The organism is Micropruina sp. (assembly GCF_047606365.1).
Classification (GTDB): domain Bacteria; phylum Actinomycetota; class Actinomycetes; order Propionibacteriales; family Propionibacteriaceae; genus Micropruina.
On the sequence record NZ_JASGEN010000006.1, the window covers coordinates 1 to 26,169 of the forward strand.

The 26,169-nt window shown below is 68.0% G+C and carries 18 protein-coding genes; 9 read left to right on the forward strand and 9 right to left on the reverse strand.

Annotation, left to right across the window (positions count from 1 at the left end; genetic code table 11):
• Positions 1-798: hypothetical protein (locus QM624_RS00850; RefSeq protein WP_415088179.1), on the reverse strand; the 798-nt coding region annotated here is incomplete at its 3' end.
• 214 nt (positions 799-1,012) lie between these two features.
• Positions 1,013-2,332, reverse strand: coding sequence for an NADP-specific glutamate dehydrogenase (gdhA, locus tag QM624_RS00855; RefSeq protein ID WP_415088180.1), 1,320 nt, complete (start codon positions 2,330-2,332; stop codon positions 1,013-1,015).
• Between the two features lie 166 nt (positions 2,333-2,498).
• Here gdhA and lepA point away from each other — a divergent pair, with 166 nt between their 5' ends.
• On the forward strand, positions 2,499-4,328 hold the full coding sequence (gene lepA, locus QM624_RS00860; RefSeq protein ID WP_415088181.1) for a translation elongation factor 4: 1,830 nt from the start codon (positions 2,499-2,501) through the stop codon (positions 4,326-4,328).
• A 215-nt stretch (positions 4,329-4,543) separates the two neighbouring features.
• Here lepA and QM624_RS00865 read toward each other — a convergent pair whose 3' ends face one another.
• From QM624_RS00865 to QM624_RS00875, 3 genes are all read right to left on the reverse strand, one after another.
• Complete coding sequence (locus tag QM624_RS00865) at positions 4,544-5,314, reverse strand: cytochrome b5 domain-containing protein (protein WP_415088182.1); 771 nt, start codon at positions 5,312-5,314, stop codon at positions 4,544-4,546.
• 95 nt (positions 5,315-5,409) lie between these two features.
• Positions 5,410-6,009: a rhomboid family intramembrane serine protease gene (locus tag QM624_RS00870; RefSeq protein ID WP_415088183.1), complete on the reverse strand. Its 600-nt coding sequence runs from the start codon at positions 6,007-6,009 to the stop codon at positions 5,410-5,412.
• Between the two features lie 30 nt (positions 6,010-6,039).
• Positions 6,040-6,360, reverse strand: a complete 321-nt coding sequence (locus QM624_RS00875) for a cytochrome b5 domain-containing protein (protein ID WP_415088185.1) — start codon at positions 6,358-6,360, stop codon at positions 6,040-6,042.
• 270 nt (positions 6,361-6,630) lie between these two features.
• Here QM624_RS00875 and QM624_RS00880 point away from each other — a divergent pair, with 270 nt between their 5' ends.
• The 5 genes from QM624_RS00880 to hemW all read left to right on the forward strand — a co-directional run bounded on the left by QM624_RS00880 (position 6,631) and on the right by hemW (position 12,105).
• On the forward strand, positions 6,631-7,530 hold the full coding sequence (locus QM624_RS00880) for a carbohydrate ABC transporter permease (RefSeq protein WP_415088187.1): 900 nt from the start codon (positions 6,631-6,633) through the stop codon (positions 7,528-7,530).
• Complete coding sequence (locus QM624_RS00885) at positions 7,517-8,386, forward strand: carbohydrate ABC transporter permease (protein WP_415088188.1); 870 nt, start codon at positions 7,517-7,519, stop codon at positions 8,384-8,386. The genes QM624_RS00880 and QM624_RS00885 overlap by 14 nt, the downstream gene beginning before the upstream one ends.
• A gap of 57 nt (positions 8,387-8,443) precedes the next feature.
• The gene (locus QM624_RS00890; protein ID WP_415088189.1) at positions 8,444-9,796 is read left to right on the forward strand and encodes an ABC transporter substrate-binding protein; all 1,353 of its coding nucleotides are present in this window, start codon (positions 8,444-8,446) and stop codon (positions 9,794-9,796) included.
• A gap of 204 nt (positions 9,797-10,000) precedes the next feature.
• Positions 10,001-10,804 carry an S-methyl-5'-thioadenosine phosphorylase gene (locus QM624_RS00895; RefSeq protein ID WP_415088190.1) on the forward strand — a complete coding sequence of 268 codons (804 nt, stop codon included), beginning with the start codon at positions 10,001-10,003 and terminating at the stop codon, positions 10,802-10,804.
• Positions 10,804-12,105 (forward strand): radical SAM family heme chaperone HemW, encoded by a 1,302-nt coding sequence (gene hemW, locus QM624_RS00900; protein WP_415088191.1) that lies wholly within the window; start codon positions 10,804-10,806, stop codon positions 12,103-12,105. Before QM624_RS00895 ends, hemW begins: the two co-directional genes overlap by 1 nt.
• A 127-nt stretch (positions 12,106-12,232) precedes the next feature.
• Here hemW and QM624_RS00905 read toward each other — a convergent pair whose 3' ends face one another.
• The 3 genes from QM624_RS00905 to QM624_RS00915 form a co-directional block, all read right to left on the reverse strand.
• Positions 12,233-12,781, reverse strand: a complete 549-nt coding sequence (locus QM624_RS00905) for a C40 family peptidase (protein WP_415088193.1) — start codon at positions 12,779-12,781, stop codon at positions 12,233-12,235.
• A gap of 428 nt (positions 12,782-13,209) precedes the next feature.
• Complete coding sequence (locus tag QM624_RS00910) at positions 13,210-16,113, reverse strand: leucine--tRNA ligase (protein ID WP_415088195.1); 2,904 nt, start codon at positions 16,111-16,113, stop codon at positions 13,210-13,212.
• A gap of 367 nt (positions 16,114-16,480) precedes the next feature.
• Positions 16,481-19,639, reverse strand: a complete 3,159-nt coding sequence (locus tag QM624_RS00915) for a glycoside hydrolase family 2 TIM barrel-domain containing protein (protein ID WP_415088196.1) — start codon at positions 19,637-19,639, stop codon at positions 16,481-16,483.
• A gap of 254 nt (positions 19,640-19,893) precedes the next feature.
• Here QM624_RS00915 and QM624_RS00920 point away from each other — a divergent pair, with 254 nt between their 5' ends.
• Complete coding sequence (locus tag QM624_RS00920; RefSeq protein WP_415088197.1) at positions 19,894-20,739, forward strand: DUF3097 domain-containing protein; 846 nt, start codon at positions 19,894-19,896, stop codon at positions 20,737-20,739.
• Entirely contained in the window at positions 20,739-21,536 is a 798-nt protein-coding gene (locus QM624_RS00925) for an inositol monophosphatase family protein (RefSeq protein ID WP_415088198.1), read from the forward strand. The genes QM624_RS00920 and QM624_RS00925 overlap by 1 nt, the downstream gene beginning before the upstream one ends.
• A 15-nt stretch (positions 21,537-21,551) precedes the next feature.
• Here the strand turns inward: QM624_RS00925 and QM624_RS00930 are convergent, their stop codons facing one another.
• On the reverse strand, positions 21,552-24,200 hold the full coding sequence (locus QM624_RS00930; RefSeq protein WP_415088199.1) for a DEAD/DEAH box helicase: 2,649 nt from the start codon (positions 24,198-24,200) through the stop codon (positions 21,552-21,554).
• Positions 24,201-24,547: 347 nt separating this feature from the next.
• Here QM624_RS00930 and QM624_RS00935 point away from each other — a divergent pair, with 347 nt between their 5' ends.
• On the forward strand, positions 24,548-26,167 hold the full coding sequence (locus tag QM624_RS00935) for a hypothetical protein (RefSeq protein ID WP_415088200.1): 1,620 nt from the start codon (positions 24,548-24,550) through the stop codon (positions 26,165-26,167).
• Positions 26,168-26,169 lie beyond the last annotated feature (2 nt).

Sequence of the window (26,169 nt, forward strand, 5' to 3'; positions counted from 1 at the left end):
CCGACGCCGGCACAGCTCGGCCATCCGGCCCCGGCCGCCGACCAGGACGGCCAGCAGGGTGGTGCGCGCCGCCTCCTGCGCCGCCGCGTCCGAGGACAGCGCGGCCCAGGCGTCCTCGACCATCCGCTGCCAGACGTCCGGCGGGTCGATCCGCCTGGCCAGCGACGAGAACAGCTGGGTGCTGGTCGCGGACGAGGTGATCGAGATCGCCTGCCCGCCGTCCAGCCGGTGCGGGAAGAACATCGTGGGGGAGTGCCTCTGCCACACCTTCAACGGATGCACGTAGAGGGCATCGTCGATGCGGTGCAGGTCGAGCAGCACCTGGGTGGTTTCGCGGATGCCGGCCACCGTGTCGTAGGTGTGCCGGTTCCGCAGCAGCGGGAAGTAGGCGATGGTGTCGAGCTCGAACAGGTACGGGCAGGTGGCCTTGAAGAAGTTCAGCACCATCAGGTCGGAATGCCAGGCCTGGTGCAGGTCGGTGAGCGGGGCGACCACGTAGAAGCCGTGCGGGCCGATCTCGGCCAGCAGTTCATGGGTGGCGATCGCGAACCGTTCGAACCCGACGCCCGGGTCGACGGTGCGCACCTCGACGCCGTCCAGATCATCCAGCAGCGGCGGACGCAGTCCGAAACTCAGGTAGACCAGCCGGCGGTCATCGGCACGGGCGCGAGCCACGAACGGTGCCGCGACAGCCTGGAAGTCGGCCAGCGAGTCGACCTGCCAGACCACGTTGTCACCGATCCGCAGGTGGTCGATGGTGTCGTCCAGGCCGGGGATTCCCGTGCTGGCCAGCGTCATGACCGCACCCTACGCGGCTACTGCATGAAGTCGCCGGTTGAGCCTGTCGAAGCCCGTCGAGGGAGAACTCTGAGATTGCGCGAGCATCGCACTCTCCGCTGGTTGAGCTTGTCGAAACCTCTTGTCAGCGAGGGACAAGGGTCTCGACAAGCTCGACCAACGGTGGCTGGGTCTCGACCAACGGTGATCGGTCTCGACCCGCGGCCTATTGAACTCAGATGACGCCCATCGCCACCATGGCGTCGGCGACCTTGATGTAGCCGGCCAGGTTGGCGCCGACCACGTAGTCGCCGGGGCTGCCGAACTCGTCGGCGGTGGCCAGGCACTGATCGTGGATGTCATGCATGATCTGCTCGAGCCGCGCGGCAGTGGTCTCGAAGTCCCAGGCGTCACGGCTGGCGTTCTGCTGCATCTCCAGGGCGCTGGTGGCGACACCGCCGGCGTTGGACGCCTTGCCGGGCGCGAACAGCACGCCCGCCTCGCGCAGCAGCGACACCGCGGCCGGGGTGCACGGCATGTTGGCACCCTCGGCGACCAGCTTCACGCCGTTGTCGACCAGGATCTTGGCCTGCTTCTCGTCCACCTCGTTCTGGGTGGCGCAGGGCAGCGCCACGTCACACGGCACGTCGAAGACGGAGCCGTCGGTGACCACCCGGGCCCGGGAACCGACCGCCTCGGCGTAGTCGGAAACCCGGCCGCGGCGGACCTCCTTGATGTCCTTCAGCACCTCGAGATCGATGCCCTCGGAATCGACCACATAGCCCGACGAGTCGGACACCGCGAGCACCTTGGCGCCCAGCTCCTGTGCCTTCTCGACCGCGTAGATCGCCACGTTGCCGGAACCGGAGACGACCACGCTGCGGCCGCCGAAGTCCTCACCGCGGACGCCGAGCATGGCCGAGGCGAAGTGCACGGTGCCATAACCGGTGGCCTCGGTGCGCGCCCGCGACCCGCCCCAGCTGACGCCCTTGCCGGTCAGCACGCCGGACTCGTAGCGGTTGGTGATCCGCTTGTATTGCCCGAACAGGTAGCCGATCTCGCGGCCGCCGACGCCGATATCGCCGGCCGGGACGTCGGTGTACTCGCCCAGGTGCCGGTACAGCTCAGTCATGAACGACTGGCAGAACCGCATCACCTCGTTGTCGGAGCGGCCCTTCGGGTCGAAGTCCGAGCCGCCCTTGCCGCCGCCGATCGGCATGCCGGTCAGCGCGTTCTTGAAGGTCTGCTCGAAGCCGAGGAATTTGATGATCGACAGGTTGACGCTGGGGTGGAACCGCAGGCCGCCCTTGTACGGGCCGAGCGCCGAGTTGAACTCGACCCGGAAGCCGCGGTTGATCTCGACCTGGCCGTCGTCGGTGACCCACGGCACCCGGAAGATGATCTGCCGCTCGGGCTCGCAGATGCGCTGCAGGATCGACCACTGGGCGTACTCGGGGCGGTCGTCGGCGAGCGGCGTGAGGCTCTGCATCACCTCATAGACAGCCTGATGGAACTCCGACTCGCCCGGGTTGCGGGCCAGCACGATGTCGAACATGGGGCGAAAATTCGGATGAAGTGGCGCAGTCACAGTTGGGCACCCTACTTGGCTGCTGCGCGGACGCCGTGGGCGGCCCAGATAGCGAGGTCGGCCGATCGCGTGCGCGATCGGTAGAGTGACCCTTCGGACCAGACACAGGTCGGACCAGACACAGGACAGGTGAATGAGCGGACCCCGCCCCGGCGCCACGCCCCCGGAGAGCATCCGGAATTTCTGCATCATCGCGCACATCGATCACGGCAAGTCGACGTTGGCCGACCGCATGCTGCAGTCCACCGGCGTGGTCGACGCGCGCTCGATGCGCGCGCAGTACCTGGACCGGATGGACATCGAGCGCGAGCGCGGCATCACCATCAAGTCCCAGGCGGTGCGGATGCCCTGGCAGGTCGAGGGTGCCGACTACGTGCTGAACATGATCGACACCCCTGGTCACGTGGACTTCACCTACGAGGTGTCCCGCTCGCTGGCCGCCTGCGAGGGAGCGATCCTGCTGATCGACGCCGCTCAAGGCATCGAGGCGCAGACCCTGGCCAACCTGTACCTGGCGCTGGACGCCGACCTGCACATCATTCCGGTGCTGAACAAGATCGACCTGCCCAGCGCCCAGCCGGAGAAGTTCGCCGCCGAGATCGCCCACCTGGTCGGCTGCGATCCCGACGACGTGTTCCGGGTCTCAGCCAAGACCGGCGAGGGCGTGACCGAACTGCTGAACGCCATCGTCGAGCAGATCCCGGCCCCGGTCGGTGACCCGGCGGCGCCGGCCCGGGCACTGATCTTCGACTCCGTCTACGACACCTACCGGGGCGTGGTCACCTACGTCCGGGTGGTCGACGGCTCGCTGGCGCATCGCGAGCGGATCCTGATGATGTCCACCAAGGCCACCCACGAAGTACTCGAGGTGGGCGTGATCAGCCCGGAGCCGCTGCCGTCCAAGGGTTTGGGCGTGGGCGAGGTGGGCTACCTGATCACCGGGGTGAAGGACGTCCGGCAGTCCCGGGTCGGTGACACGGTGACCCTGGCCGGACGTCCGGCGAGCCAGAACCTGGGCGGCTACCGGCAGCCGAACCCGATGGTGTACGCGGGTCTCTACCCGATCGACGGCGCGGACTTCTCCGAGTTGCGCGAGGCGCTGGAGAAGCTGCAACTCAACGACGCGGCGCTCACCTACGAGCCGGAGACGTCCGGGGCTCTCGGCTTCGGCTTCCGGGTCGGCTTCCTCGGGCTGCTGCACATGGAGATCGTCCGTGAGCGGCTGGAGCGCGAGTTCAACCTGGACCTGATCTCGACCGCGCCGAACGTGGTGTACCGGGTGGTGATGGAGGACGGCACCGAGCACGTCGTCACCAACCCGTCGGAATACCCCGAGGGCAAGGTCGCCGAGGTGTGGGAGCCGGTGGTGAAGGCGACGATCCTCACTCCGACCGACTACATCGGCACCATTCTGGAGCTGTGCCAGGCGCGCCGCGGCGTCCAGACCGGCATGGACTACCTCAGCGAGGACCGGGTCGAGATCCGCTACCAGCTGCCGCTGGCCGAGATCGTCTTCGACTTCTTCGACGCGCTGAAGTCACGCACCAAGGGTTACGCCTCGCTGGACTACGACGAGGCCGGCGAGCAGGTGGCCAAGCTGGTCAAGGTCGACATCCTGCTGCACGGCGACCCGGTGGACGCCTTCAGCGCGATCGTGCACACCGACGCCGCCTACTCCTACGGCGTGGCGATGTCGAAGAAGCTCAAGGAACTCATTCCGCGCCAGCAGTTCGAGGTGCCGATCCAGGCCGCGATCGGTTCGCGGGTGATCGCCCGCGAGACCGTCCGGGCCATTCGCAAGGACGTGCTGGCCAAGTGCTACGGCGGTGACATCACCCGTAAGCGCAAGCTGCTCGAGAAGCAGAAGGAAGGCAAGAAGCGGATGAAGATGGTCGGCCGCGTCGAGGTCCCCCAGGAGGCCTTCGTCGCCGCGCTGTCCACCGGTGAGACGTCCAAGAAGTAGTCACAGCGCGTTCACGCCCGTCCCGATAAGTCCCTCCCTAACTATCTCTGCCCTCCCACATGTGGGAGGGCAGAGATAGTTAGGGAGGGCCCTGGGGCCGAGGCTATGTCCGGGGTGACGACAGTGAGGTTCGGGCCGACCGGGTCGACCGTCATCCCGGCGGACGCCGGGATCTTCTGTCGCCGGTGGAGTGTGGCGAAGGCTCGGAGGCGTCCTCAGGACGCGAGTTCGCCGATGTAGAACCGGGTGAGCGTGCTCTCGGGCTTGCTCTGGCCCGAATGCTGGCCGTTGAAGGCGGCAGTGGCGTCGGTGCCGCACAGCGGGGTGATCCGCTCGGGGCCGCCGGGGTGCTGGCTGATCCAGTCGGTCAGGTTGTAGACGCCACCGTTGATCGCGGCCCAGCAGTCGCTCGCCGTGTTGTGCTGCTGCACCTGGGCCAGGGTGTAGCTCTGCTGGGTGCTCGCGGTCGCCGAACTGGTGGGCGAGGCGTCCCCGGTGGCGGACGGCTGGGCGCTGGCCGAGGCTGTCGGACGGGCGGACGTCGGCGTAGCTCCGGTGCCCGACCAGACCGCGGTGGCGCCGCTGTGCCCGACGATCACCGTCAGCGCCACACTGGCCGCGGCCAGCAGTGCGGTGAGCATGCCGAGGCCCTTGACCAGATTGTCGGTCTCGGCCTTGCCGCGCTGTAGGAAGTACCACACGGCTGCGGCGACCAGGGTGGCGGTGGCGACCCGCGGCAGCCACTCGCCCCAGGCCATGTGCGCGGCAGGCGTGCCGACCTGGTCGGCGAGGGCGTGTCCGGACAACATCGCCACCCAGGCGGCTGCAGTGCCGGCGACCATGCCCAGCAGCGCCAGGCCCGCGTAGCCGCGGCGGAGCCGTCCGAACACGATGCAGGCGATCAACCCGAGCGCGGAGAGTGGAAGCAGCACCACCACCGCGTGCACGACCAGGGGGTGCAGGGGGAGGCCGAAGAAGTCGTACACCGGTCAGCTCCTCGGTCGGCTGGGGGTGCCAGCTGGACTATTGACGTGTCAACAATACCTGGCGCCGGCCCTCACCCCTGTGTGGAACCTGTGAGTCAGCCGTGAGCGCGCGCCGTCCGACGCCGATGCAGTGACCAGGCGGCGAGGACGCCACCGATCGCGCCGCCCAGATGCGCCTGCCAGGACACCCCGGCCTGGGTGGGGAAGACGCCCCAGAGAATGCCGCCGTAGACGACGAAGATGACCACCGCGAGCAGGATCTGCTTGCCGTTGCGGGCGAAGAGTCCGCGGGTGAGCAGGTAGGTGAGCCAGCCGAAGATCAGCCCGCTGGCACCGATGGTGATCGTGTTGGGCGCGCTCAGCAGCCAGGCGGACAACCCGCTGACCACCACCGACCACAGCGTGGAAAGCACCGCCCGGACGGCGCCGCCGATCAGCACCAGGAAGCCGAGCACCGCGAACGGCAGCGTGTTGGCGCTCAGGTGCGCCCAGTCGGCGTGCAGCCAGGGCGCCAGAAAGATCGACGGCAACGACCAGACCTGCCAGGAATGGATGCCCAGGGCGTCCAGCGAGCCGCGGGTGATCTGGTCGACCAGTTCGATCAGCCACAGCAGTGCCACCCCGACCCCGACCACGATTGCGGCCCGACGGGGCGCCACCGGCGCGTTCGACCGGACCGCGAGAGAGCTGCTCATGAAGCCAGTCTGCCCAGTCCGGCCAAGCAGTCAGTCGAGCAGCGCGCCGATCCGGAAGGAGGCCAGCTGGGTGTTGGGCTTCTCCTGGTCGCCGTGCTGGCCGCGGAACGCAGAGGTGGCGTTCGTGCCGCACAGGGGGAGGATCTTGTCCGGACCGCCCGGGTGCCGGCTGATCCACGAGGTGACGTCGTACACGCTGTTGTCGACCGCCACCCAGCAGTCCTGCTGCGTGTTGTGCTTGGCGACGTCGGCCATCCGGTAGCCGGCCGAGGCCGATCCGGTGGGCGCGGCGTCCGCGGACGTCGAGGGGGCGGGGCTGCCGCCGCAAGCGGTCAGCAGCAGGATCGTCAACGGTGCCAGCAGTGCGCCGGTGCGTAGTTTTACGCGATGAAGCCTATGTGGTCGCTGCCGTGGGGGTCTCGTCGTCTGGCCCGGACGGGATCCGCTGCGGCAGTCAGGTCGGTGCCGAGATCCCGGCGTGCGCCGGGATGACGGTGAATGGCATTTGTTCCGGAAGGCGCTTCAGAGACTCGCTGAGGCGTCAAACATCCTTGTCCGATCGCCTATTTCAAATCTCAACCAGGCCTGGCCGGATGGCTTGAGGGGAACTAGGCTCCGACCATGCCCACCCGACGTGCTCAGCGGACGGGCGGGCGCATGCGACACGGCGGGCTGGCCGGGCTGCTGCTGGCCCCGAGCCTGTTCGGGCTGGTGCTGTTCCTGCTGTTCCCGATCCTGGTGGTGATCTGGCTGTCGCTGAACCGCTGGGATCTGCTGGCCCCGATGCGGTTCGTCGGGTTCGACAACTACGTCGACGTGCTGACCGATCCGGCCTTCGGCAACTCGATGTTGCGCACGGTCATCTTCGTGGCGCTGGTCATTCCGCTGCAGACCGCGCTCGGGTTGTTCCTGGCCGTGCTGCTGTCCCGTGGGCTGCCCGGCTCGGGGTTGTTCCGGGTGATCTACGTCATCCCGTGGATCTGCGCCCCGCTGGCGCTCGGCGTGGTGTGGAAATGGATCCTCGCCCCCTACGACGGCGCACTGAACAACCTGCTCGGCCTCGACATCGAATGGCTGACCAACCCGGCGCTGGCGATGCCGGCCGTGGCCACCGTGACCATCTGGTCGCAGGTCGGCTACACCACCTTGTTCTTCGTGGCTGGATTGGCCGCCATCCCCGAGCCGATCATCGAGGCGGCCCAACTCGACGGCGCGAACGGCTGGCAGGTGTTCTGGCAGATCAAGCTGCCGCTGCTCGGCCCGACGCTGTTCTTCGTGCTGGTCACCGGCGTGATCTCGGCCTTCCAGGCCTTCGACCAGATCTATGCGCTGACCCCCCGCGGGGGCCCCGAGGGCACCACCGACGTGATCGCCAGCCGGATCTACCTGGAAGCGTTCCAGGGAGCCTTCAACCTGGGCCAGGCTTCGGTGATGGCGCTGGTGCTGTTCGTCATCCTGGTCGTCGTGACGCTGGTGCAGCAGCGCTACTTCGCGGGGAGGATCACCTATGACCTCAGCTGAACCCGCCGCGGGTCGGCGTCGTCGCGCATCGCTGAGCAAACCGGTGGCCGACCTGCTCACCTACCTGGTGCTGATCGCGGGTGCCCTGCTGACCCTGGGCCCGTTCGCACTGAGCTTCATGACAGCGTTCAAGTCGCCGCTGCAGTTCGCGTCCGAGCCATCGCTGAACCTGCCCAACCCGGTCACGACCGAGAACTTCACCGCGCTGTTCAGCGGCGACTACAGCTTCATCTCGCCGATCGCGGTGACCGCGCAGGTCGTCGTGGTGATCCTGGCCGGACAGCTGATCTTCTCGATCATGGCCGCCTACGCGTTCGCCAAGCTGCGGTTCGCCGGCCGCGACGCGCTGTTCTGGCTGTACCTGGCGACGTTGATGATCCCGCAGGTGGTGATCGTCATTCCGCTGTACACGATGATGGTGCAGACCGGCCTGCGGAACTCGTTCTGGGCGCTGGTGCTGCCGTTCCTGTTCGGCTCGCCGTACGCGGTGTTCCTGCTGCGTGAGCACTTCCGCAGCATTCCCGACGACCTGATCGACGCGGCCCGCATCGACGGCGCCGGCGACTGGCGGATCCTGTGGCAGATCGTGGCGCCCATGTCGCGCGGCATCATCGCGACGCTGGCGATCATCACCGTGGTCACCCACTGGAACAACTTCATGTGGCCGCTGATCATCACCACCGGACGCGACTGGCAGGTGATCACCGTCGCCACGGCGAATCTGCAGAGCCAGTACAACGCCAACTGGACGTTGGTGATGGCCGCCACCACGGTGGCGATGGCGCCGCTGCTGGTGATCTTCACGATCTTCCAAAGGACGATCGTGAACTCGATCTCGCTGACGGGTTTCAAGTGAGCACCATCAGCGGCTAATGATGTGATGATTGGCAAGAACCGAACCGAGGAGGATTCTGTGAGATCGGCACACAAGCTGGGCCGTCGGACGTTCGTCGCCGCGGTGGCGTCCGCGATGGCTCTGGGCGCCGCCGGCTGCTCGCCCGCCCAGCAGTCGCAACCCACCACGTCCGGAGGCGCCGCGACCACGGTGACCGTGCGGCTGTGGGACGAGCAGGTGAAGAAGGCCTACGACGACTCCTTCGCCGAGTTCCACAAGCAGAACCCGGACATCACCGTGAAGACCACCCTGGTGCCCTGGGCCGACTACTTCACCAAGCTGCGCACCGACGTCAGCGGCGGCAACGCCGACGACATCTTCATGATGAACGGCTCCTACCTGCAGCCGTACGTCGACTCGGGCGACCTGCTCGAGATCGGCGCCGACTTCGACTCGCAGAAGGCCGACTGGGTGCCGGCGGCGGTCGAGCAGTACACCCGTAACGGCAAGCTGTGGGGCGTCCCGCAGCTCACCGACGGCGGCATCGCGGTCTATTACAACAAGAAGCTGCTGTCCGATGCCGGCATCACCCCGGAGCAGCTCACCGGGCTGAAGTGGGCGCCCGGTGGCGGCAGCGACGACACCCTGCTGCCGATCCTGAAGAAGCTCACCGTGGACGCGAACGGCAAGCGCGGCGACGAGAGCGGCTTCAACGGCTCCAAGCCGAAGCAGTGGGGCTACTCGGCCGCGCAGGATCTGCAGGGCATCTACTACAACTTCATCGGCTCCAACGGCGGCCAGTTCCAGGACACCTCCGGCAAGTTCGTCTTCGGCTCGGCCGAGTCGGCCGGGGCCTTCCAGTACCTCGTCGACCTGATCAACAAGTACAAGGTGTCGCCGGCGGCGTCGAACACCAACGACAACGGCGACTTCACCCGCGACCAGTTCCTGCAGGGAAAGATCGCGCTGTTCCAGTCCGGCGTCTACAACCTGAAGAACGTCTCCGACGGCGCCAAATTCGACTGGGGCATCGCGCCGATGCCGGCCGGGCCGAAGGGTGCGGTGTCGGTGGTGAACTCGGTGATCGTCGCGGGCAACGCGAAGTCGAAGAACCTGGACGCCACCAAGAAGGTGCTGCAGTGGATGGGTTCCACCGACGGTGCGAAGTTCATCGGGTCGAGCGGTGCGGCGATGCCAGCGGTGACCAGCGCACAGTCGGCCTTCGACGAGTTCTGGAAGAGCAAGAACGTCGATCCGTCGCAGTTCGCGGCGCAGGGCAAGCTGCCCTCGATCCCGGCACCCGCCGGCGAGAACTACAGCGCCGCGTACAACGCCTGGAAGCCGACCTTCGATGAGATCTTCCTGGGCCGGACGCCGGTCGCCGACGGTCTGAAGAAGGCGGAAGCCGCAGCCAACAAGGCGGCTAGCTAGACCGCCACAACCGCTGGTTGAGCTTGTCGACGCTCCGTTGGTTGAGCTTGTCGAAACCTAGTCAGGACCATGCGTCCGGGTCTCGACAAGCTCGACCAGCGGTGGTTCGGGGTCTCGACTGGGCCGAGGGGACGGTTCTTGTCGGTCCGCTCGGTGTGGTGGATGTGGCGTGGCCGGCAGGGGAAGGCTCTCTAGAGTGTTCTCGTGCGTGCGGACATCGGGATCATCGGCGGATCGGGCTTCTACGACTTCTTCCGTGACGCCGAGACAGTCACCGTGGAGACTCCGTTCGGTGAGCCGAGCGCGCCGCTGGCGATCGGCGAGGTGGCCGGACGGCGGGTCGCTTTCCTGCCTCGGCACGGCGTCCGTCATCAGTTCCCGCCGCACCGGGTGAACTACCGGGCGAACCTGTGGGCGCTGCGGTCGATCGGCGTCCGGCAGGTGCTGGCCCCGTGCGCGGTCGGCGGGCTGCGACCCGAGCTGACCCCCGGCACGTTCGTGGTTCCCGACCAGGTGGTCGACCGGACCTGGGGTCGCGCGCACACCGTCTGGGACGCCGTCGGCCCGGTCGTGCACGTCTCGTTCGCCGACCCGTACTGTCCGCGCGGCCGGACGGCTCTGCTGGGCGCCGGTGAGCCGGTTGTCGACGGCGGCACGTTGGTGGTGATCAACGGCCCACGGTTCTCCTCCCGCGCCGAGTCGCGCTGGCACGCGGCGGCCGGCTGGTCGGTGGTCGGCATGACCGGCATGCCCGAGGCGTCCGTGGCGCGCGAACTGGCGATGTGCTTCAGCACCGTCTGCATGGTCACCGACGCGGACGCCGGCGTCGAGGGACCGGGGGTGTCGCACGCCGAGGTGATGCAGGTCTTCGCCGGCAACATCGAGCGGCTGAAGGCGATGCTGGTTCGGGTGATCGCGGCGTTACCCGAGCCGGAGCCGGACGAGACGGCGACCTGTTCCTGCCGGCGTGCGCTCGACGGCCAACGGCTGCCGTTCGAGCTGCCCTGATGCCCTCCGCGCTGCCCGCCGGGGATCCGGCACCCGCCGACGGCTCCCTCCCCGCCTCCGCGCTGGCCGAGGTGGGGGAGCGACCAGTCTCGCTGTACCTGCATGTGCCGTTCTGTGCGACGCGCTGCGGCTACTGCGACTTCAACACCTACACCTCGGCCGAACTGGGCTCGGCGCCCGGCTCGTCCCGCCAGGCCTTCCTGGACGCCGCGCACGCCGAACTCGCGCTGGCCGCCGGAGTGCTGGGGGAGCGTGCGGTCGACACCGTCTTCGTCGGCGGCGGCACGCCGACCCTGCTCGCGGCCGACGAACTGGTCGGCCTGCTGGCTGCCGCCCGGCAGCATTTCCCCTTGTCGGACGATGCCGAGGTGACCACCGAATGCAACCCCGAATCGGTGGACGCCGGCTATCTGGAGGCGTTGGTCGCCGGCGGCTTCAACCGGATCTCGTTCGGCATGCAGTCGGCCCGCGGTCACGTGCTGCGGGTGCTGGAGCGCAGCCACACACCCGGACGGGTCGCGGACGTCGTCGGTTGGGCGCGTGCGGTCGGCTTCGGATCGGTCAGCCTTGACCTGATCTACGGCACGCCGGGGGAGTCGTTGGACGACTGGCGGGCCTCCCTGGCGGCCGCGCTGGCCTTGGCGCCCGATCATGTCTCGGCCTACGCGCTGATAGTGGAGGAGGGCACCCGGCTGGCCGCGCAGATCCGCCGTGGCGAACTGCCGGCGCCGATCGACGACCTGCAGGCCGACTGCTACGAGTTGGCGGACGACCTGCTGTCGGCGGCCGGCATGGGCTGGTATGAGCTGAGCAACTGGAGCCGGCCGGGTCATGAGTGCCGGCACAACCTGGCCTACTGGCGCGGCGCGTCCTGGTGGGGCGTCGGACCGGGTGCGCATTCGCACGTCGGCGGCGTCCGGTGGTGGAACGTGAAGCATCCGCGGCGCTACAGCGCGGCGCTGGCGCAGGGGCATAGCCCGGCCGCCGCCCGTGAGTTGCTGGACGCCGACGCTCGCCGGGTCGAGCGGGTGCTGCTGGAGTCCCGGCTCGCCGAGGGGCTGGAGCTGAGTGTGCTCACCGCGTCCGAGCGGGCACGGGTGCCGGATCTGCTCGCGCGCGGCCTGATCGAGGTGGGCTCCGACGGACGCTGGACGAGCGAGCCCGAGGTCAACAACCTCCGGTCGAGCGTGCCCGACCACCGCTGGTCGAGCTTGTCGAGCCCCCTTGCCGACGCCCGCCTACGCCTCACCCGCAAGGGCAGGCTGCTCGCCGACGCCGTCGTCCGGGATCTACTCGACTAGAGCCGGGGTGCTGCCTGCTGGCGGCACCTTTCGCCGCGCAAAACACCAAACGCTCGCCGAACTATTGACCGCTCGCCGAATTCGGCGAGCGGTCACTAGTCAGACGAGCGCTGAGGGGGGAGAAGCGTCAGCGGATGACGCGACGGGCCGAGTGGTAGTGGCCGTACTTCTTCAGGTTCGAGATCTGCAGATCATCGCGGGTGTTGCGCGCGTGGATGATCTTGCCGTTGCCGATGTACATGGCGACGTGGCTGACCGGGGTGTAGAAGAACACCAGGTCGCCGGGCTTGAGGTTCTTCTTGGCAACCTTGACGCCCTTCTTCGACTGGGCGCGCGACGAGTGCGGCAGCTTGATGTTGATCTTGCGGAAGGTCCAGAGCATGAAGCCCGAGCAGTCGAACTTGTTCGGGCCGGCGGCGCCCCAGACGTACTGGCCCTTCTTGAGCTTGGTCTTGGCGGCCTTGATCGCCTTGTTGGCCTTGGCCTTCAGCTTCTGGGCCTTGGTCTGCTTCTTCGGCGGGTTCGGGTTGACCGAAGCCGGCTTGGTGGCGCTGGCCGACGTGGTCGGCGGGGTCGTCGTGTCGGCACCGGCCTGGGGAGCGGCGGGGCCTACCACCAGGGCCAACGAGGCGGCAAGGGTGACACCGACGGACAACGCAGATTTGCGGACGGACATGGACGAGCCTCCAGGAACGTGGACAGGGAGCTTGACTGAGAGCCAGTTGAGTGGAACCTGAGCCGAAGCTGAGAGGAACGTTAACTGTTCCGTCAGGCGATGGCAAACCCGTTGTTTACCCGAACCCTTGTGTCGCGCGGACGGCGGCCGTGAAGGGCCTTGTGGCGGACGAGTCCGAGCGTCCTGAGATTTTCATGAAAGCCGACTTTGCCGCCCCTGAGACGGCATCGCCCTGCCCCGGCTTCCCCTCACAGGGTTGGAACCTGGCGAGAAGCCGGAGCAGGGCGATGTGGGTGACAACGTGCGCGGCAGGTCGGGCACGTCATCCCAGGCTCGACCGGGATCTCGAAGCGGTCGTCGATCCGGTGCGGGGATCCCGGCATCCGCCGGGATGACGGAACCCGCGATACGTCGTCCGTGGGCTGCGGTCAGGCAGGCACCACGTTGACCAGCTTGGGTGCCCGGACGATCACCGTCCGGACGCCGTTGGGCGTCTCGTCCGCGATCCTCGGCAGGGCCAGGGCTTGCGCGCGCAGGTCGTCCTCGGAGATGTCGGCAGGGACCTCCAGCCGTGCCCGGACCTTGCCCTTCACCTGCACCACGCAGGTGACCGTGTCGTCGGCGATCAACGCCGGATCGGCCACCGGGAACGGCTCGAACGCCAGCGACTCGGCATGCCCCAGCCGCGACCACAGCTCCTCGGCGATGTGCGGGGTCAGCGGTGCCACCATCAGCAGCATCGGCTCGATCGCCTCGCGCGGGACGGCGTCCAGCTTGGTCAGCACGTTGTTGTACTCGGTCAGCCGGGCGATCGCGGTGTTGAACGACAGCCCCTCGTAGTCCCGGGTGACGGCGTCGATGGTCTTGTGCAGTGCCCGCTTGGTGGCGTCGTCCATCGCGGTGTCGACGATGCGCACCTCACCGGTGACCTCGTCGATCGCGTTGCGCCACAACCGCTGCAGGAACCGCTGCGAGCCGACCACGGCCCGGGTCTCCCACGGCTTCGACTGATCCAGCGGACCCATGCCCATCTCGTAGATCCGGAAGGTGTCGGCGCCGTAGGAGTCATACATATCGTCGGGAGTGACGATGTTCTTCAGCGATTTGCCCATCTTGCCGTACTCCCGGAAGACCTCCTCCCCGTGCCAGACGTAACTCATCTCGCCGTCCGCACCGGCGACCTCTTCGACCTCGTCGGCCGGGACGGTCTGGCCACGGGAATCGCGGAAGGCGTAGGCCTGGATGTAGCCCTGGTTGTACAGCCGGCGGAACGGTTCGGCCGAGCTGACCTGGCCCAGGTCGAACAGCACCTTGTGCCAGAACCGGGCGTACAGCAGATGCAGCACGGCGTGCTCGACGCCACCGACGTACAGATCGACGCCACCGACATCGCCGCCCTCGGTGGTTGAGCTTGTCGAAACCGGGGTCTCGACAGGCTCGACCGACGCACTATCGGCCGCATCACGCGGACCCATCCAGTAACGCTCCACGTCAACATCGACAAACCGGTCGTGGTTGGCCGGATCCAGGTAGCGGATCTCGTACCAGCACGAGCCCGCCCACTGCGGCATCACGTTCAGCTCGCGGCGGTAGGTCTTCGGCCCGTCGCCCAGATCCAGCTCGACCTCGGCCCAGTCGGTGACCCGGCCCAGCGGCGGCACCGGCTCGGACGTCGAATCATCCGGATCCAGCGCCTGCGGGCTGTAGTCGTCGATCTCGGGCAGTTCGACCGGCAGCATCGACTCGGGCAGCGCGATCGGGTGACCGGCCTCGTCGTAGACGATCGGGAACGGCTCACCCCAGTAGCGCTGCCGGCTGAACAGCCAGTCCCGCAGCTTGTAGGTGACGGTTTCGACGCCGTGACCCTTCTCGGTCAGCCAATCGATCATGGTCCGCTTGGCGTCGGCCATGTTCAGGCCGTTCAGCGAGATCTCATCGTTGGCCGAGTTGATCGTCGGGCCGTCGCCGGTGAACGCGGTGTTCTCGTCGTGACCCTCGGAGGGCTGCACGGTGCGGATGATCGGCAGCTGGTAGGCCTTGGCGAAGTCCCAGTCGCGCTCGTCCTCGGCCGGCACCGCCATGATGGCGCCGGTGCCATAACCCATCAGCACGTAGTCGGCGATGAAGATCGGGATGCGCCGGCCGTCCACCGGGTTGATCGCGAACGCGCCGGTGAAGACGCCGGACTTGTCCTTGTTCTCCTGCCGCTCCAGGTCGGTCTTGCGGGCCGCGGCCTCCCGGTAGGCGGTGACCGCCTCGGAGGGGGACGACGCGCCGCCGGTCCAGGCATCGTTGGTGCCGGTGGGCCAGGAGTTCTCGCCGGGGGTGATGGCGTCCACGATCGGATGCTCGGGCGCCAACACCATGAAGGTGGCGCCGAACAGGGTGTCCGGACGGGTGGTGAACACCGCGATGGCGGCTTCGTGGCCCTCGACGGGGAAGGTCACCGAGGCGCCGCTGGAACGTCCGATCCAGTTGCGCTGCATCGCCTTCACCTTGTCCGGCCAGTCCAGCCGGTCCAGGTCGGCCAGCAGCCGGTCGGAGTAGGCGGTGATCCGCATCATCCACTGCTTCATGCTGCGCTTGAACACCGGGAAGTTGCCGATGTCGGAGCGGCCCTCGGCGGTGACCTCCTCGTTGGCCAGCACGGTGCCCAGGCCGGGGCACCAGTTCACCGGCGCCTCGGAGACGTAGGCCAACCGGTAGGAATCGACGATGGTGGCCCGCTCGGCGGCGCCCAGCTCGGCCCAGGGACGGTCGGACGGGGTGGGGCGGGCGCCCGACTCGAACTCGGCGATCAACTCATCGATCGGACGTGCCTTGTCGGCGTCGGTGTCGTACCAGGAGTTGAACACCTGCAGGAAGATCCACTGCGTCCAGCGGTAGAACTCGACGTCGGTGGTGGCGACGCTGCGGCGGTCGTCGTGGGCCAGGCCCAGCCGGCGCAACTGCCGCCGCATGTTGGCGATGTTCGCCTCGGTGGTCACCCGCGGGTGCTGACCGGTCTGCACCGCGTACTGCTCGGCGGGCAGGCCGAACGCGTCGTAACCCAGGGCGTGCAGCACATTGCGGCCGCGCATCCGCTGGTAGCGCGCCCAGGTGTCGGTGCCGATGTAACCCAACGGGTGGCCGACGTGCAGGCCGGCGCCGCTGGGGTAGGGAAACATGTCCAGCACGAACAACTTCTCCCGGCCGCCGACCTTCTCCGGCTCGGCCCAGACGCCCGACGGGTTCGGGGCGTGGAAGGTGCCCTCGGCGTCCCAACGGTCCTGCCAGGCGGTCTCGATCTGCCCGGCCAACTCGGCGGTGTAGCGGTACGGAGTCTCGCTCATCTCATCCTTCATTCACTCTGCTCTCGGACATGAAAAAGCCCCTCACGCAGGGAGGGGCGCCGCGATGACGAAAGGTCAGCGCGGCTGGCGAAGCAGAAGTCGGCGTGCCACGGGGGCAGTCTACTCCAGGTCACCCGTCCGGCGCCTGCCTGGGCTCAGAACCGTGCCGCGCAAACCCTGGGGACGGTTCCCCCGGTCACCGGGGACGTTTTCTCTTGGTCACTGGGGACGGTTCCGTTGGTCACCCGCCTCCGAATTCGAAGGCCTGGGGACGGTTCTTCCGCGTGCGGAATTCGAATGCCGGGGGACGGTTCTTCGACGTGCGAAATTCGAATGCCGAAGAACCGTCCCCGGTTGTGCGTTCCCGCTATCGGATCCGGAAGCTCAGGGTTCGGGCCTCGGGTCGCAGGGCGTACTCGGGCCAGACGTCCGGACCGCAGGAGCGTGAACCCAGGCCGTGCTGGGCGGCGTCCAGGTACAGATAGGTGGCGGACGGCTCCGGCAGCTCGTGCGGGTGCGCCGCGGCGTCCAACTCCTGACCGGTGTGCGGGGTGAGGGTGAAGCCGGGTCGCCGGCCCGCGGCGTCCGGGATCGTGTCGATGCGCAGCCAATCGTCGCCACCCGTGCGCAGGGTCAGTGAGCGCAGCTCACTGCGATGGCCGCTCTCCTGAGGTCGGGCGTACGGGACGGTCAACTCGTCGAGGGTGGCAGAGAAGCGGCCGACTCGGGCGGCGCGCCGGCTGTCCGGGTACGACTCGTGCGGACCGGTTCCGAACCAGGACGCGCCGTCGACCGAGGTCGGCAGGTCGAAGCGGACGCCGAGCCGCGGCCAGACCATGTCCCAGCCGGCGCTCGGTTCGAGGTCGATGTGGAGCTCGAGAACGTCGTCGGTGAATGTCCAGTGGACGTCGGTGAGCACGCTGAGCCGGGAGTTCGCCGGCGCCCAGCGGATCAGGCTGCGCAGCTCGGAGGTCGACCCGGCCCGGGAGACGACCCGTGGGGTGAGCCGATCCAGCCCGGCCGTCCGCCACAGCACATCCCACGGCGGCGCCGGATGACCCTGCCAGGGTGGCGCCCACGGGTCCCTCTCTCCGGACGGGGCGCCCGGCGGATCGTAGACGCCGAAGCCGGCGCCCCGGTCGTTGTCGGTAGGGCCGCGCCACAGCTCCAACCGTGGCCCGGTGACAGGCAGCCCGGCGAGCGTGACCAGATCGCCGGCGCGGAACTCGGCAGGGCCCAGCCGGTCGGGTAGCGGGTCGGTGGGCGACGTCCCCGGTGACCGAAGGAACCGTCCTTGGTGACCGAAAGAACCGTCCCCGGTGACCAAAGGAACCGTCCCTGGTGACCGAAGGAACCGTCCCCGGTGACCAAAAGAACCGTCCCCGGTGACCGGCTGGTGCTGGGCGGTGAGCAGCACGTGGCCGGCGTCGGCCCATGCGGTGTCGGACGCCAGCACGGCCTCGACCGTCAGCCAGAGTTCGCCGTCGGGATCGGCGGTGGGTGCGAAATCCGGTAGGGGAACCTGTGCCGACTCCCCGGCCGGGATCACCGGGAGGGGCAGCTCGCCGGAACTGAGCGGTTCGCCGTCCAGTTCGACACGCCAGAGGAATCGGACGTCGGAGGAGTCGGCGCTGTGCCGCATGTTGCAGACCTCGACGGCCTCGTCGAAGGTGATCCGGAAGGGCGCGACGACCTGTTTGAACTCGTGGAGGCCCGGGGTGGGGGTGCCGTCGGAGAGCACCAGACCGTCCATCACGAAATTGCCGTCGTGGATGACCTCGCCGAAGTCGCCGCCGTAGCCGAAGAACTCGACACCGTCGGCGGTGTGGGTGCGCAGGCCGTGGTCACGCCACTCCCAGATGAACCCGCCGTGCAGCCGCGGATACTTGTCGAACAAGGCCTGATACTGGTCCAACCCGCCGGGCCCGTTGCCCATCGCGTGCGCATATTCGCAGAGCAGGAACGGCTTGGTTCGCTGCCGCGCCGACTCCGTCACCGAGCAACCCAGCAGGGGTTCGAGCGAGTCGCGTCCGATCGCCGCCGTTTCGGGCACCGAGGAGTACATCCGCGAATACACATCGGTATAGGCGCCGGCATGATCGCCCTCGTAGTGCACGGGCCGCCCGGGGTCGCGCTCGTGCACCCAGGCCGCCATCGCAGCCAGATTCGCGCCGGTGCCGGATTCGTTGCCCAGCGACCACAGCACGATCGAGGGATGGTTCTTGTCCCGTTCGACGGTCCGTTCGATGCGGTCGAGCAGGGCGTCGCGCCAGGCCGGGTCGTCGCCGGGGTTCCCGGCCCAGCCGCCCGGTTCGAAGCCGTGCGTCTCCAGGTCGCATTCCAGGATCACCCAGAAGCCCAGCTCATCGCACAGGTCGAGTAGCCGCGGATGCGGCGGATAGTGGCTGGTCCGGATCGCGTTCACGTTGAACCGCTTCATCAGGACCAGATCCTCACGCGCCCAGGCCTCGTCGAAGACCCGGCCGCGATCGGGATGGGTTTCGTGCCGGTTCACGCCGTGGAACACCACCCGGCGACCGTTGACCAGCAACCGGTCGCCGTCGATCGACACGGTGCGGAAACCCAGCCGCAGCGACACCGTCTCGCCGGCGCTGCTCACCGTGACCTCGTAGAGCCGGGGCAGCTCCGCCGACCACGGCTGCACCCCGTCGATTCGCACCGCCGCCACCTCGGACGGCGACGCCCACACGGTTTCCACGCCCAACTCAGGGATCCGCAGGGTGACCGGGTAGGCGTCCGGTTCGGCCACGATCTCGGGTGTGAGCAGTCCCACCCCAGCGGCGTAGTCAGTGCGCAGCCAGACATCGTCCAAGCCAAGTGCCGGGCGGGCCAGCAGGGTCACGTCGCGGAAGATGCCCGGCAGCCACCACTGGTCCTGGTCCTCCAGATAGCTGCGCGCCGACCACTGATGCACCCGCACCACCAGCAGATTCGTGCCCGGCCGGACGGCGTGAGTCACGTCGAACTCCTGCGCCAGCCGACTGCCCGAACCGACCCCGATCTCGACGCCGTTGAGCCACACCCGGTACCGCGACTCGACCCCGTCGAAGCGCAACAGCACCGCCCGGGCGTTGCCGAACGAGGCCGGCAGGTCGAACCGTCGCCGGTAGTCACCGGCCGGGTTGTCGTCCGGCACATGCGGCGGATCGATCGGGAACGGGAACTGCACATTGGTGTAGATCGGACGCCCGTAGCGTCCATCGCCGTGCAGCACCCAATGCGACGGGACGGGGAGCTCGTCCCAGCCCGAATCGTCGAATTCGGTGGCGGCCACGTCGTCCGGACCCTCGCCGGACGGCAACACGTCATGGACACCGCCGGGCACGCCGGGCAGCAAGCGGAACCGCCAGTTGCCGTTGAGTGACAGCTCGGGTGCATCGCTCTGCAGCCGGGCACGGGCGGGCGCCCGGCTCCCCGAGCCGGGCCCTCGATCGATCAGGTAGTGCGGGTCGACGTCACCGCTCCTTCCGTGAGGCTGCCGCGCCGAAGCGCCCCAGGACGCCACTATCCCAGAGCGGCTCAAATGGCCGTCGCGACGCGACTGGTAGTGGTTTCGACACGCTCAACCACCGGGCCGCTCGACCACCCGTTGGTCGAGCTTGTCGAGACCCTTTCGTCGATGGGGTGAAACCGCATGCGACCGCCCGGCTGTGGAAGCCCGGAGTGGCCGACGTCACCCGGACAGCCGAACTGGCGCATCTCGCGCCACCCCCGGGTCTCAGCGCGGCACCAGCGGCGCGGCGCACTAGGGTCGAAGGTGTGAGCCGATATCCACGTGACGTTCTGGCGCCCGGCTGGCAGCGGGCCGGCAAACCGACCACCACCGAGGTGCCCGCCCAGATCGGCATGGTGCTCGAGGATCCCACCTCCGGCTTCGTCGGCGCCCTGGTCAAACTCGAGAACGGCCTGCTGGTGCTGGAGGACCGCCGGGGCAAGCGGCGCAGCTTCCCGCTCGGCCCGGGCTTCTGGCTGGACGGCAAACCGGTCGCGATCACACCCCCGAAACGGCAGCCCGACGGACGCCCCACGCACACGGCGTCCGGCTCACGGGCCAGCGCGACCCGTAGTCAGGCGAAGGTGGCCCTGCCCAGCCGGATCTACGTCGAGGGCCGGCACGACGCCGAACTGGTCGAGAAGGTGTGGGGCGACGACCTGCGGCACGTCGGCGTGGTCGTGGAGTATCTGGGCGGCATCGACGACCTGCCGGCGATCGTGGACGAGTTCGCACCGCAGCAGGGACGGCGGCTCGGCGTTCTGGTCGACCATCTGGTCGCCGGCTCGAAGGAGTCCCGCATCGTGGAACAGGTGACCAATCCGTGGGTGTTCGTCACCGGTCACCGGTTCATCGACATCTGGACGGCGGTCAAGCCGTCCGTGCTCGGCATCAAAGCCTGGCCTGATGTGCCTCGCGGTCAGGACTACAAGGAGGGGCTGTGTCGCGCCCTCGGCTGGCCCGCGCGCACCCAGACCGACATCGCCAACGCGTGGCGGCACATCCTGTCGAAGGTGACGTCGTGGCGTGACCTGGACCCGGCGCTGCTCACCGAGGTGGAGAAGCTGATCGACTTCGTCACCGCCGACCACGCCGACACCCTGGAGCCGTGATGACCGGCCCGATCATGGACACCGCCGCCGTCACAGCCGCCATCCGGGAAGTGGCGAACGCCGAAATCCTGCCCAAATTCCGCGCGCTGGCCGACGACGAGATCATCGAGAAGCGGCCCGGCGACGTGGTCACGGTGGCCGACCGGCTGGCCGAGCAGGCGCTGACCCGGATCTTCCGGGCGGCGAACCCGGACTGCCTGGTGGTCGGCGAGGAGGGCGTCTACGCCGATCCGGCGCCGCTGAAGGCGCTGCCCACCGCCGAACTGGCGTGGGTGATCGACCCCATCGACGGCACCCGCAATTTCGCCTCCGGCAGCCCGGATTTTGCGGTGATGGTGGCCGAGGTACGGGCCGGCGTCACCACCCGCGGCTGGATCTGGCAGCCGATGCACGACCGGATGTACGTCGCCGAGCTGGGTTCCGGCGTCCGGCTGAACGACGAACCGGTGGCTGCCCGGCCGGCGCCGGAGCAACTGGTGGGTGCGTTGCACGGCCGCTACGGCCATCCGCGTCCCGGGGTGCCCGAGCAGGTCAGCCTGGTTCGGCTGGCCGGCTGCTGCGGCGTCGATTACCCCAATGTCGTCGAGGGCCGGCGAGCATTTCTGGGTTACTGGTCGATGCACCCGTGGGACCATCTGCCCGGTGCGTTGATGGTCACCGAGACCGGTGGACGGGTGGCCACCACCGACGGCCGCACCTACGCCCCCGGGGTGACCGGCCGCTATCTGTTGGCCGCCGGGTCACCCGAGATCTGGGAGCTGGCCGCCGGGTTGGCGAAGGATCAGTTCTCCCGCTGACGATGTGACGCTCGTTCAGCCGTCGAGCCGGTGCAGGGCGGTGACCGCCAGCACCAACTCGCCCGCCTCGTCGGAGGCGTCGCAGTCGACCAGGGCGTCCAGCACCCAGTCGCGGTTGTCGTCGGGATCGCGGACGATCTGCCGGACGTCCCGCACCCGAGCCGTCGTCGGTTCCGGTGCGCCGACCGGCTGACCGCGCCGCTCGTCACCGATCACCACATAGCCCGGCCCGCGGGCATCGCCGTCCAGCAACATCTCGTCGTGTTCGGCGTAGTAGTCCTCGAGTGCGGCGTCCCAGCGGGAGCGAGTCATCGAGATCTCGCGGGCCGGTTCGGTGCGTGCGGACGCCTCGCGCTCCAGCCGGACCAGGGCGGTCAGGTCGTCGCGGGCACAGGCCGCCAACCGGGCCCACAGCGCGTTGCGGATCAGCACCTCGAAGCTGCGCCCCTGCTTCGACAGCGGACGCGGCGGCGCCGGCGCGGTGTGGTCGATGACGTCGCTCGGCGCATGCTCGGGGTCCGTCAGCGCCGTCCACTCGTCCAGCAGTGAGGAGTCGGTCTGCCGGATCGTCTCGCCCAGCCAGTCGATGATGTCCTCCAGGCCGGGGCTGCGATGGGTCTCGGGCACCGTGTGCTGCAACGTGCGGTAAGCGTCGGTGAGATAGCGCAGCACCAGCCCCTCGCTGCGGGCCACCTGGTAGCGGCTCACCAGATCGGTGAAGCTCATCGCCTGCTCCCACATCTCGCGGACCACCGACTTGGACTCCAGCGCGTCCGGCGGCAGCCACGGATGGGTCTGCCGATAGGTCTCGTAGGCGGCTTCGAGGAGTTCGGCCAGCGGTTTGGGCCAGCTGATCGTCTCGATGATCGCCATCCGCTCGTCGTACTCGACGCCCTCGGCCTTGAGCCGTCCGATCTCTTCGCCGCGGGCGGCGTTCTGCTGGGCGAACAACAGGGTCATCGGCGGCTCCAGCACCGCTTCGATGACCGAGAGCACATCGAGCGGGTAGCTCTCCGCCTCGGGGTCGAGCAGGTCGAGAGCGGCCAGCGCGAAGTGGGCGAGCGGCTGGTTGAGTGCGAAGTCGTCCGGCAGGTCGACGGTCAGCACGTAGCGGCGGCCGTAGGCGTCCGGCTGGTCGAGCCGCGTGACAACGCCGGAGTGCACCAGCGAGCGGACCAGCCGCAGCGCCCGGCGGACCAGCCGCAGTTGGGAACGGCGGTTCTCGTGATTGTCGGTGAGCAGCCGGCGCAACACGACGAAGGCGTCCTCGTCGCGGCTGAGCACATTGATCAGCATCGCGTTGTCGACCTTCATCCGGCTGGCGAGCCGCTCCGGCTGCCCGGCGACCAGTCGGTCGAAGGTCTGCTCGCTCCACACCACCGAGCCGTCGGGCGCCTTCTTGAGCTGTGCCTTGGACGCCCGCTTGGACCGCTTGGCCTCGCTCATCGCGGCGTTCTTGGCGGCCGCCTTCGCCTTGGCGCGTTCGTTGGCGATGACGTGCTCGGGGGCCTGGACGACCACGTAGCCGGAGGTGTCGAAACCGGCCCGGCCGGCGCGTCCGGCGATCTGCAGGAACTCGCGGGTGTGCAGCACCCGCTGCCGCGAGCCGTCGAACTTCGCCAGGCCGGTGAACAGCACGGTGCGGATCGGCACGTTGATGCCGACGCCGAGGGTGTCGGTGCCGCAGATCACGCTGAGCCGGCCCTGCTGGGCGAGCTGTTCGACCAGCCGCCGGTATTTGGGCAGCATGCCCGCGTGGTGGACGCCGATGCCGGCCTTGAGCAGTTTGCTGAGCGTCTTGCCGAAGCCGGCGGCGAACCGGAAGTCGCGCAGCAGGTCGGCGTCCGAATCGGTGATCGGACGCCGTCCGCCGGAGCGTTTGCCGAAGCCGGCGGCCAGTAGCGAGGTGGCGTGCTCGACCGCAGCGGCCTGGGTGAAGTGGACGACGTAGACCGGCGCCTGATGGGTTTCGACGAGTTCGTCGAGGGTCTCGTCCAGCGGCGTCATCGCGTAGCGGAAGGTGAGCGGCACCGGTCGTTCGGCTTCGGCGACGATCGCGACCTCGCGTCCGGTACGCCGGGTGAGGTCGTCGGCGATCTCGGACATGTCGCCCAAGGTGGCCGACATCAGCAGGAACTGGACGCCGGTCAGCTCGATCAGCGGCACCTGCCAGGCCCAGCCCCGATCGCGTTCGCCGTAGTAGTGGAACTCGTCCATCACCACCAGGCCGACGTCGGCGTCCGATCCCTCACGGAGCGCGATGTTGGCCAGCACCTCGGCGGTGCAGGCGATGATCGGCGCGCCCGCGTTGACCGAGGCGTCCCCGGTCAGCATGCCGACGTTGTCGGCACCGAAGATCGCCACCAACTCGAAGAATTTCTCGCTGACCAGGGCTTTCACCGGCGCGGTGTAGAACGACACCCGGTCGGTGGACAGCGCGGCATGGATCGCCGCCGTCGCCACCAGCGACTTTCCGGAGCCCGTCGGGGTGGTCAGCACCACATGCGCACCCGCGAGCAGTTCGATGATGGCCTCGTCCTGATGCGGGTAGAGGCTGATCCCCAGTCGTTCGGTGTAATCGGTGAACGACTCATACAGAGCATCGGCAGTGCCGTCGTCAGCGGGGTCGACCCGAAGCGGACGGAGCAGGCGGGTCGTATCCATAACCGTCCGAGTATCCCACTGGTGTCCGTGGGGACGGTTCTTTCGGTCACCGGGGACGGTTCCTTTGGTCACCGGGGACGGTTCCTTTGGTCACCGGGGACGGTTCCTTTGGTCACTGGGGCGGTTCTCTTGGTCACCGGGGACGGTTCTCTTGGTCACCACGGCGTCCGGGAGAACCGTCCCTCGTTGCCGGTGCCGCTCGCGCCGCACCGGGACGGACGTCTCGCCGCCTGGACCGCGGATGGCCGATCCCAAAGCTCGCTACTTAGGGTTACCTAAGTAACATCAGATCTATTGTCCGCGGTGAGTTCCTGCCCCGCCGACACCCGACGAAAGCCCGGATAGCCATGCGGTCGCTCCACCCCTGTGTCCCTTCACCCACTCCTTCGTCACGCCCGTCCGGCGGCCGCCTGCTGCGGGCCATCGGCCTGCTGCTGACGTTCACGCTCATCCTCACCGGGTTCGGTCCGGCACCGAGCGCTCGCGCCGAGGAAACCCGCTACTCGCCGCAACTGGTGCTCTCGAGCGGCAACACGATTGCCGCCGGCCACAGCTACACATTGACCGTCAAAGGGTTGCCCGACGAGGTCGAGCGAGTGCGGATCGTCAACGACCCCAACGGATTACCGACCGCCACGAAGCACAATGACGCCGGCGACTTCGAGTTGCACGGCCGGATCCACGTGCTGCGTCCGCTCGGGTCCTACCGATGGCAGGTTGAGGTCACCGCAGACGACGGCTATCAGGAACGCTTCCCGTTCGAGTTCGTGGTGACCGAACCCGATCAGTTCACGATCAAGCCGCTGATCACTCTGACGCCCGGCTCGCTGAGGCCCGGAGGCGACTTCCGGCTCAGCCTCGACAACCTTCCCACCAAGGCGTCCTACCGGCTGACCTCGCTGGCGGAGAGCGATCCGATCGGGCTGAGCTCGGGCACCACGACGGCGCAGGGCGGCATGGTTTTCGATGGCCGCATTCCCGCCGACCGGCAGCCAGGCAGCTACCGCTGGCTCTTCGAGGTGTGGACCGAGGACGCGATCGCCAAGGTTGAACTGCCGTACACCGTCACCACCGCGACGGATCCCGGGCAGCGTTACCACCCGACGATCACCCGGACGCCCAAGGGTGTGCTCACGCCGGCGCACGACTACACCGTCCGGGTCGCCGGACTGCCTGCCGAAGTGACCCGAGTGCGGCTGCTCGGCTTGGGAACGGTCATCGCGTCCGCCAACAGCAGGACCGACGACGGCGCCTTCGAACTGACCGGACGCATCGACATCAGGGCCTACGTCGGCAACCATGACTGGGAGGTCGAGGCGCGCACCGCGGACGGCTACGCGGAGACCTTCCCGATGCGGGTCACCGTCGGAGAACCCGACCGATTCGAGATCGATCCGACGGTCCAGATCGAGCCGCTTCCACCTGCCACGGCGCTCACCCCGGGATCGAGGTACAACCTGAGGCTGAGCGGACTCCCGGCAGGGGCTCTCTTCGAACTCATCGAGTACATCGACGACGACAACTTCCCCGGCGGTGTGGCCGTCTCCGTCGCCCAGGCAGGATGGGTCTCGGCTGAAGGCCACATCGAAAGGCTCGACGCGTGGGCGCTGTTCAAGCCGGGCCCGCATCACTGGACGCTCCGAGTCTGGACCGAGAAGGCCTATGCCGAGCGGAACATTCCGTTCACTGTGGTCGCGGAGAAGCCTGCGTACGATCCATGGGTCGCCCTGTCCCGGAAGGGACGCGTACTGCATGCCGGGGTCGGAGGAATCAACGATCCAGCCGTCAGCATCGACTACCAGTGGTTCCGCAACGACAAGAAGATCCGCGGCGCGAGCGCCCGCGCGTCCGACTACCGGCTGCGGCAGGCTGACCGCGGTAAGTGGATCTGGGCGAAAGTCACGGTCAGCAAGCCCGGCTACCAATCGGTCACCGCAAAGAGCGAGGCACTCCGGATCCGCCGCTAGGG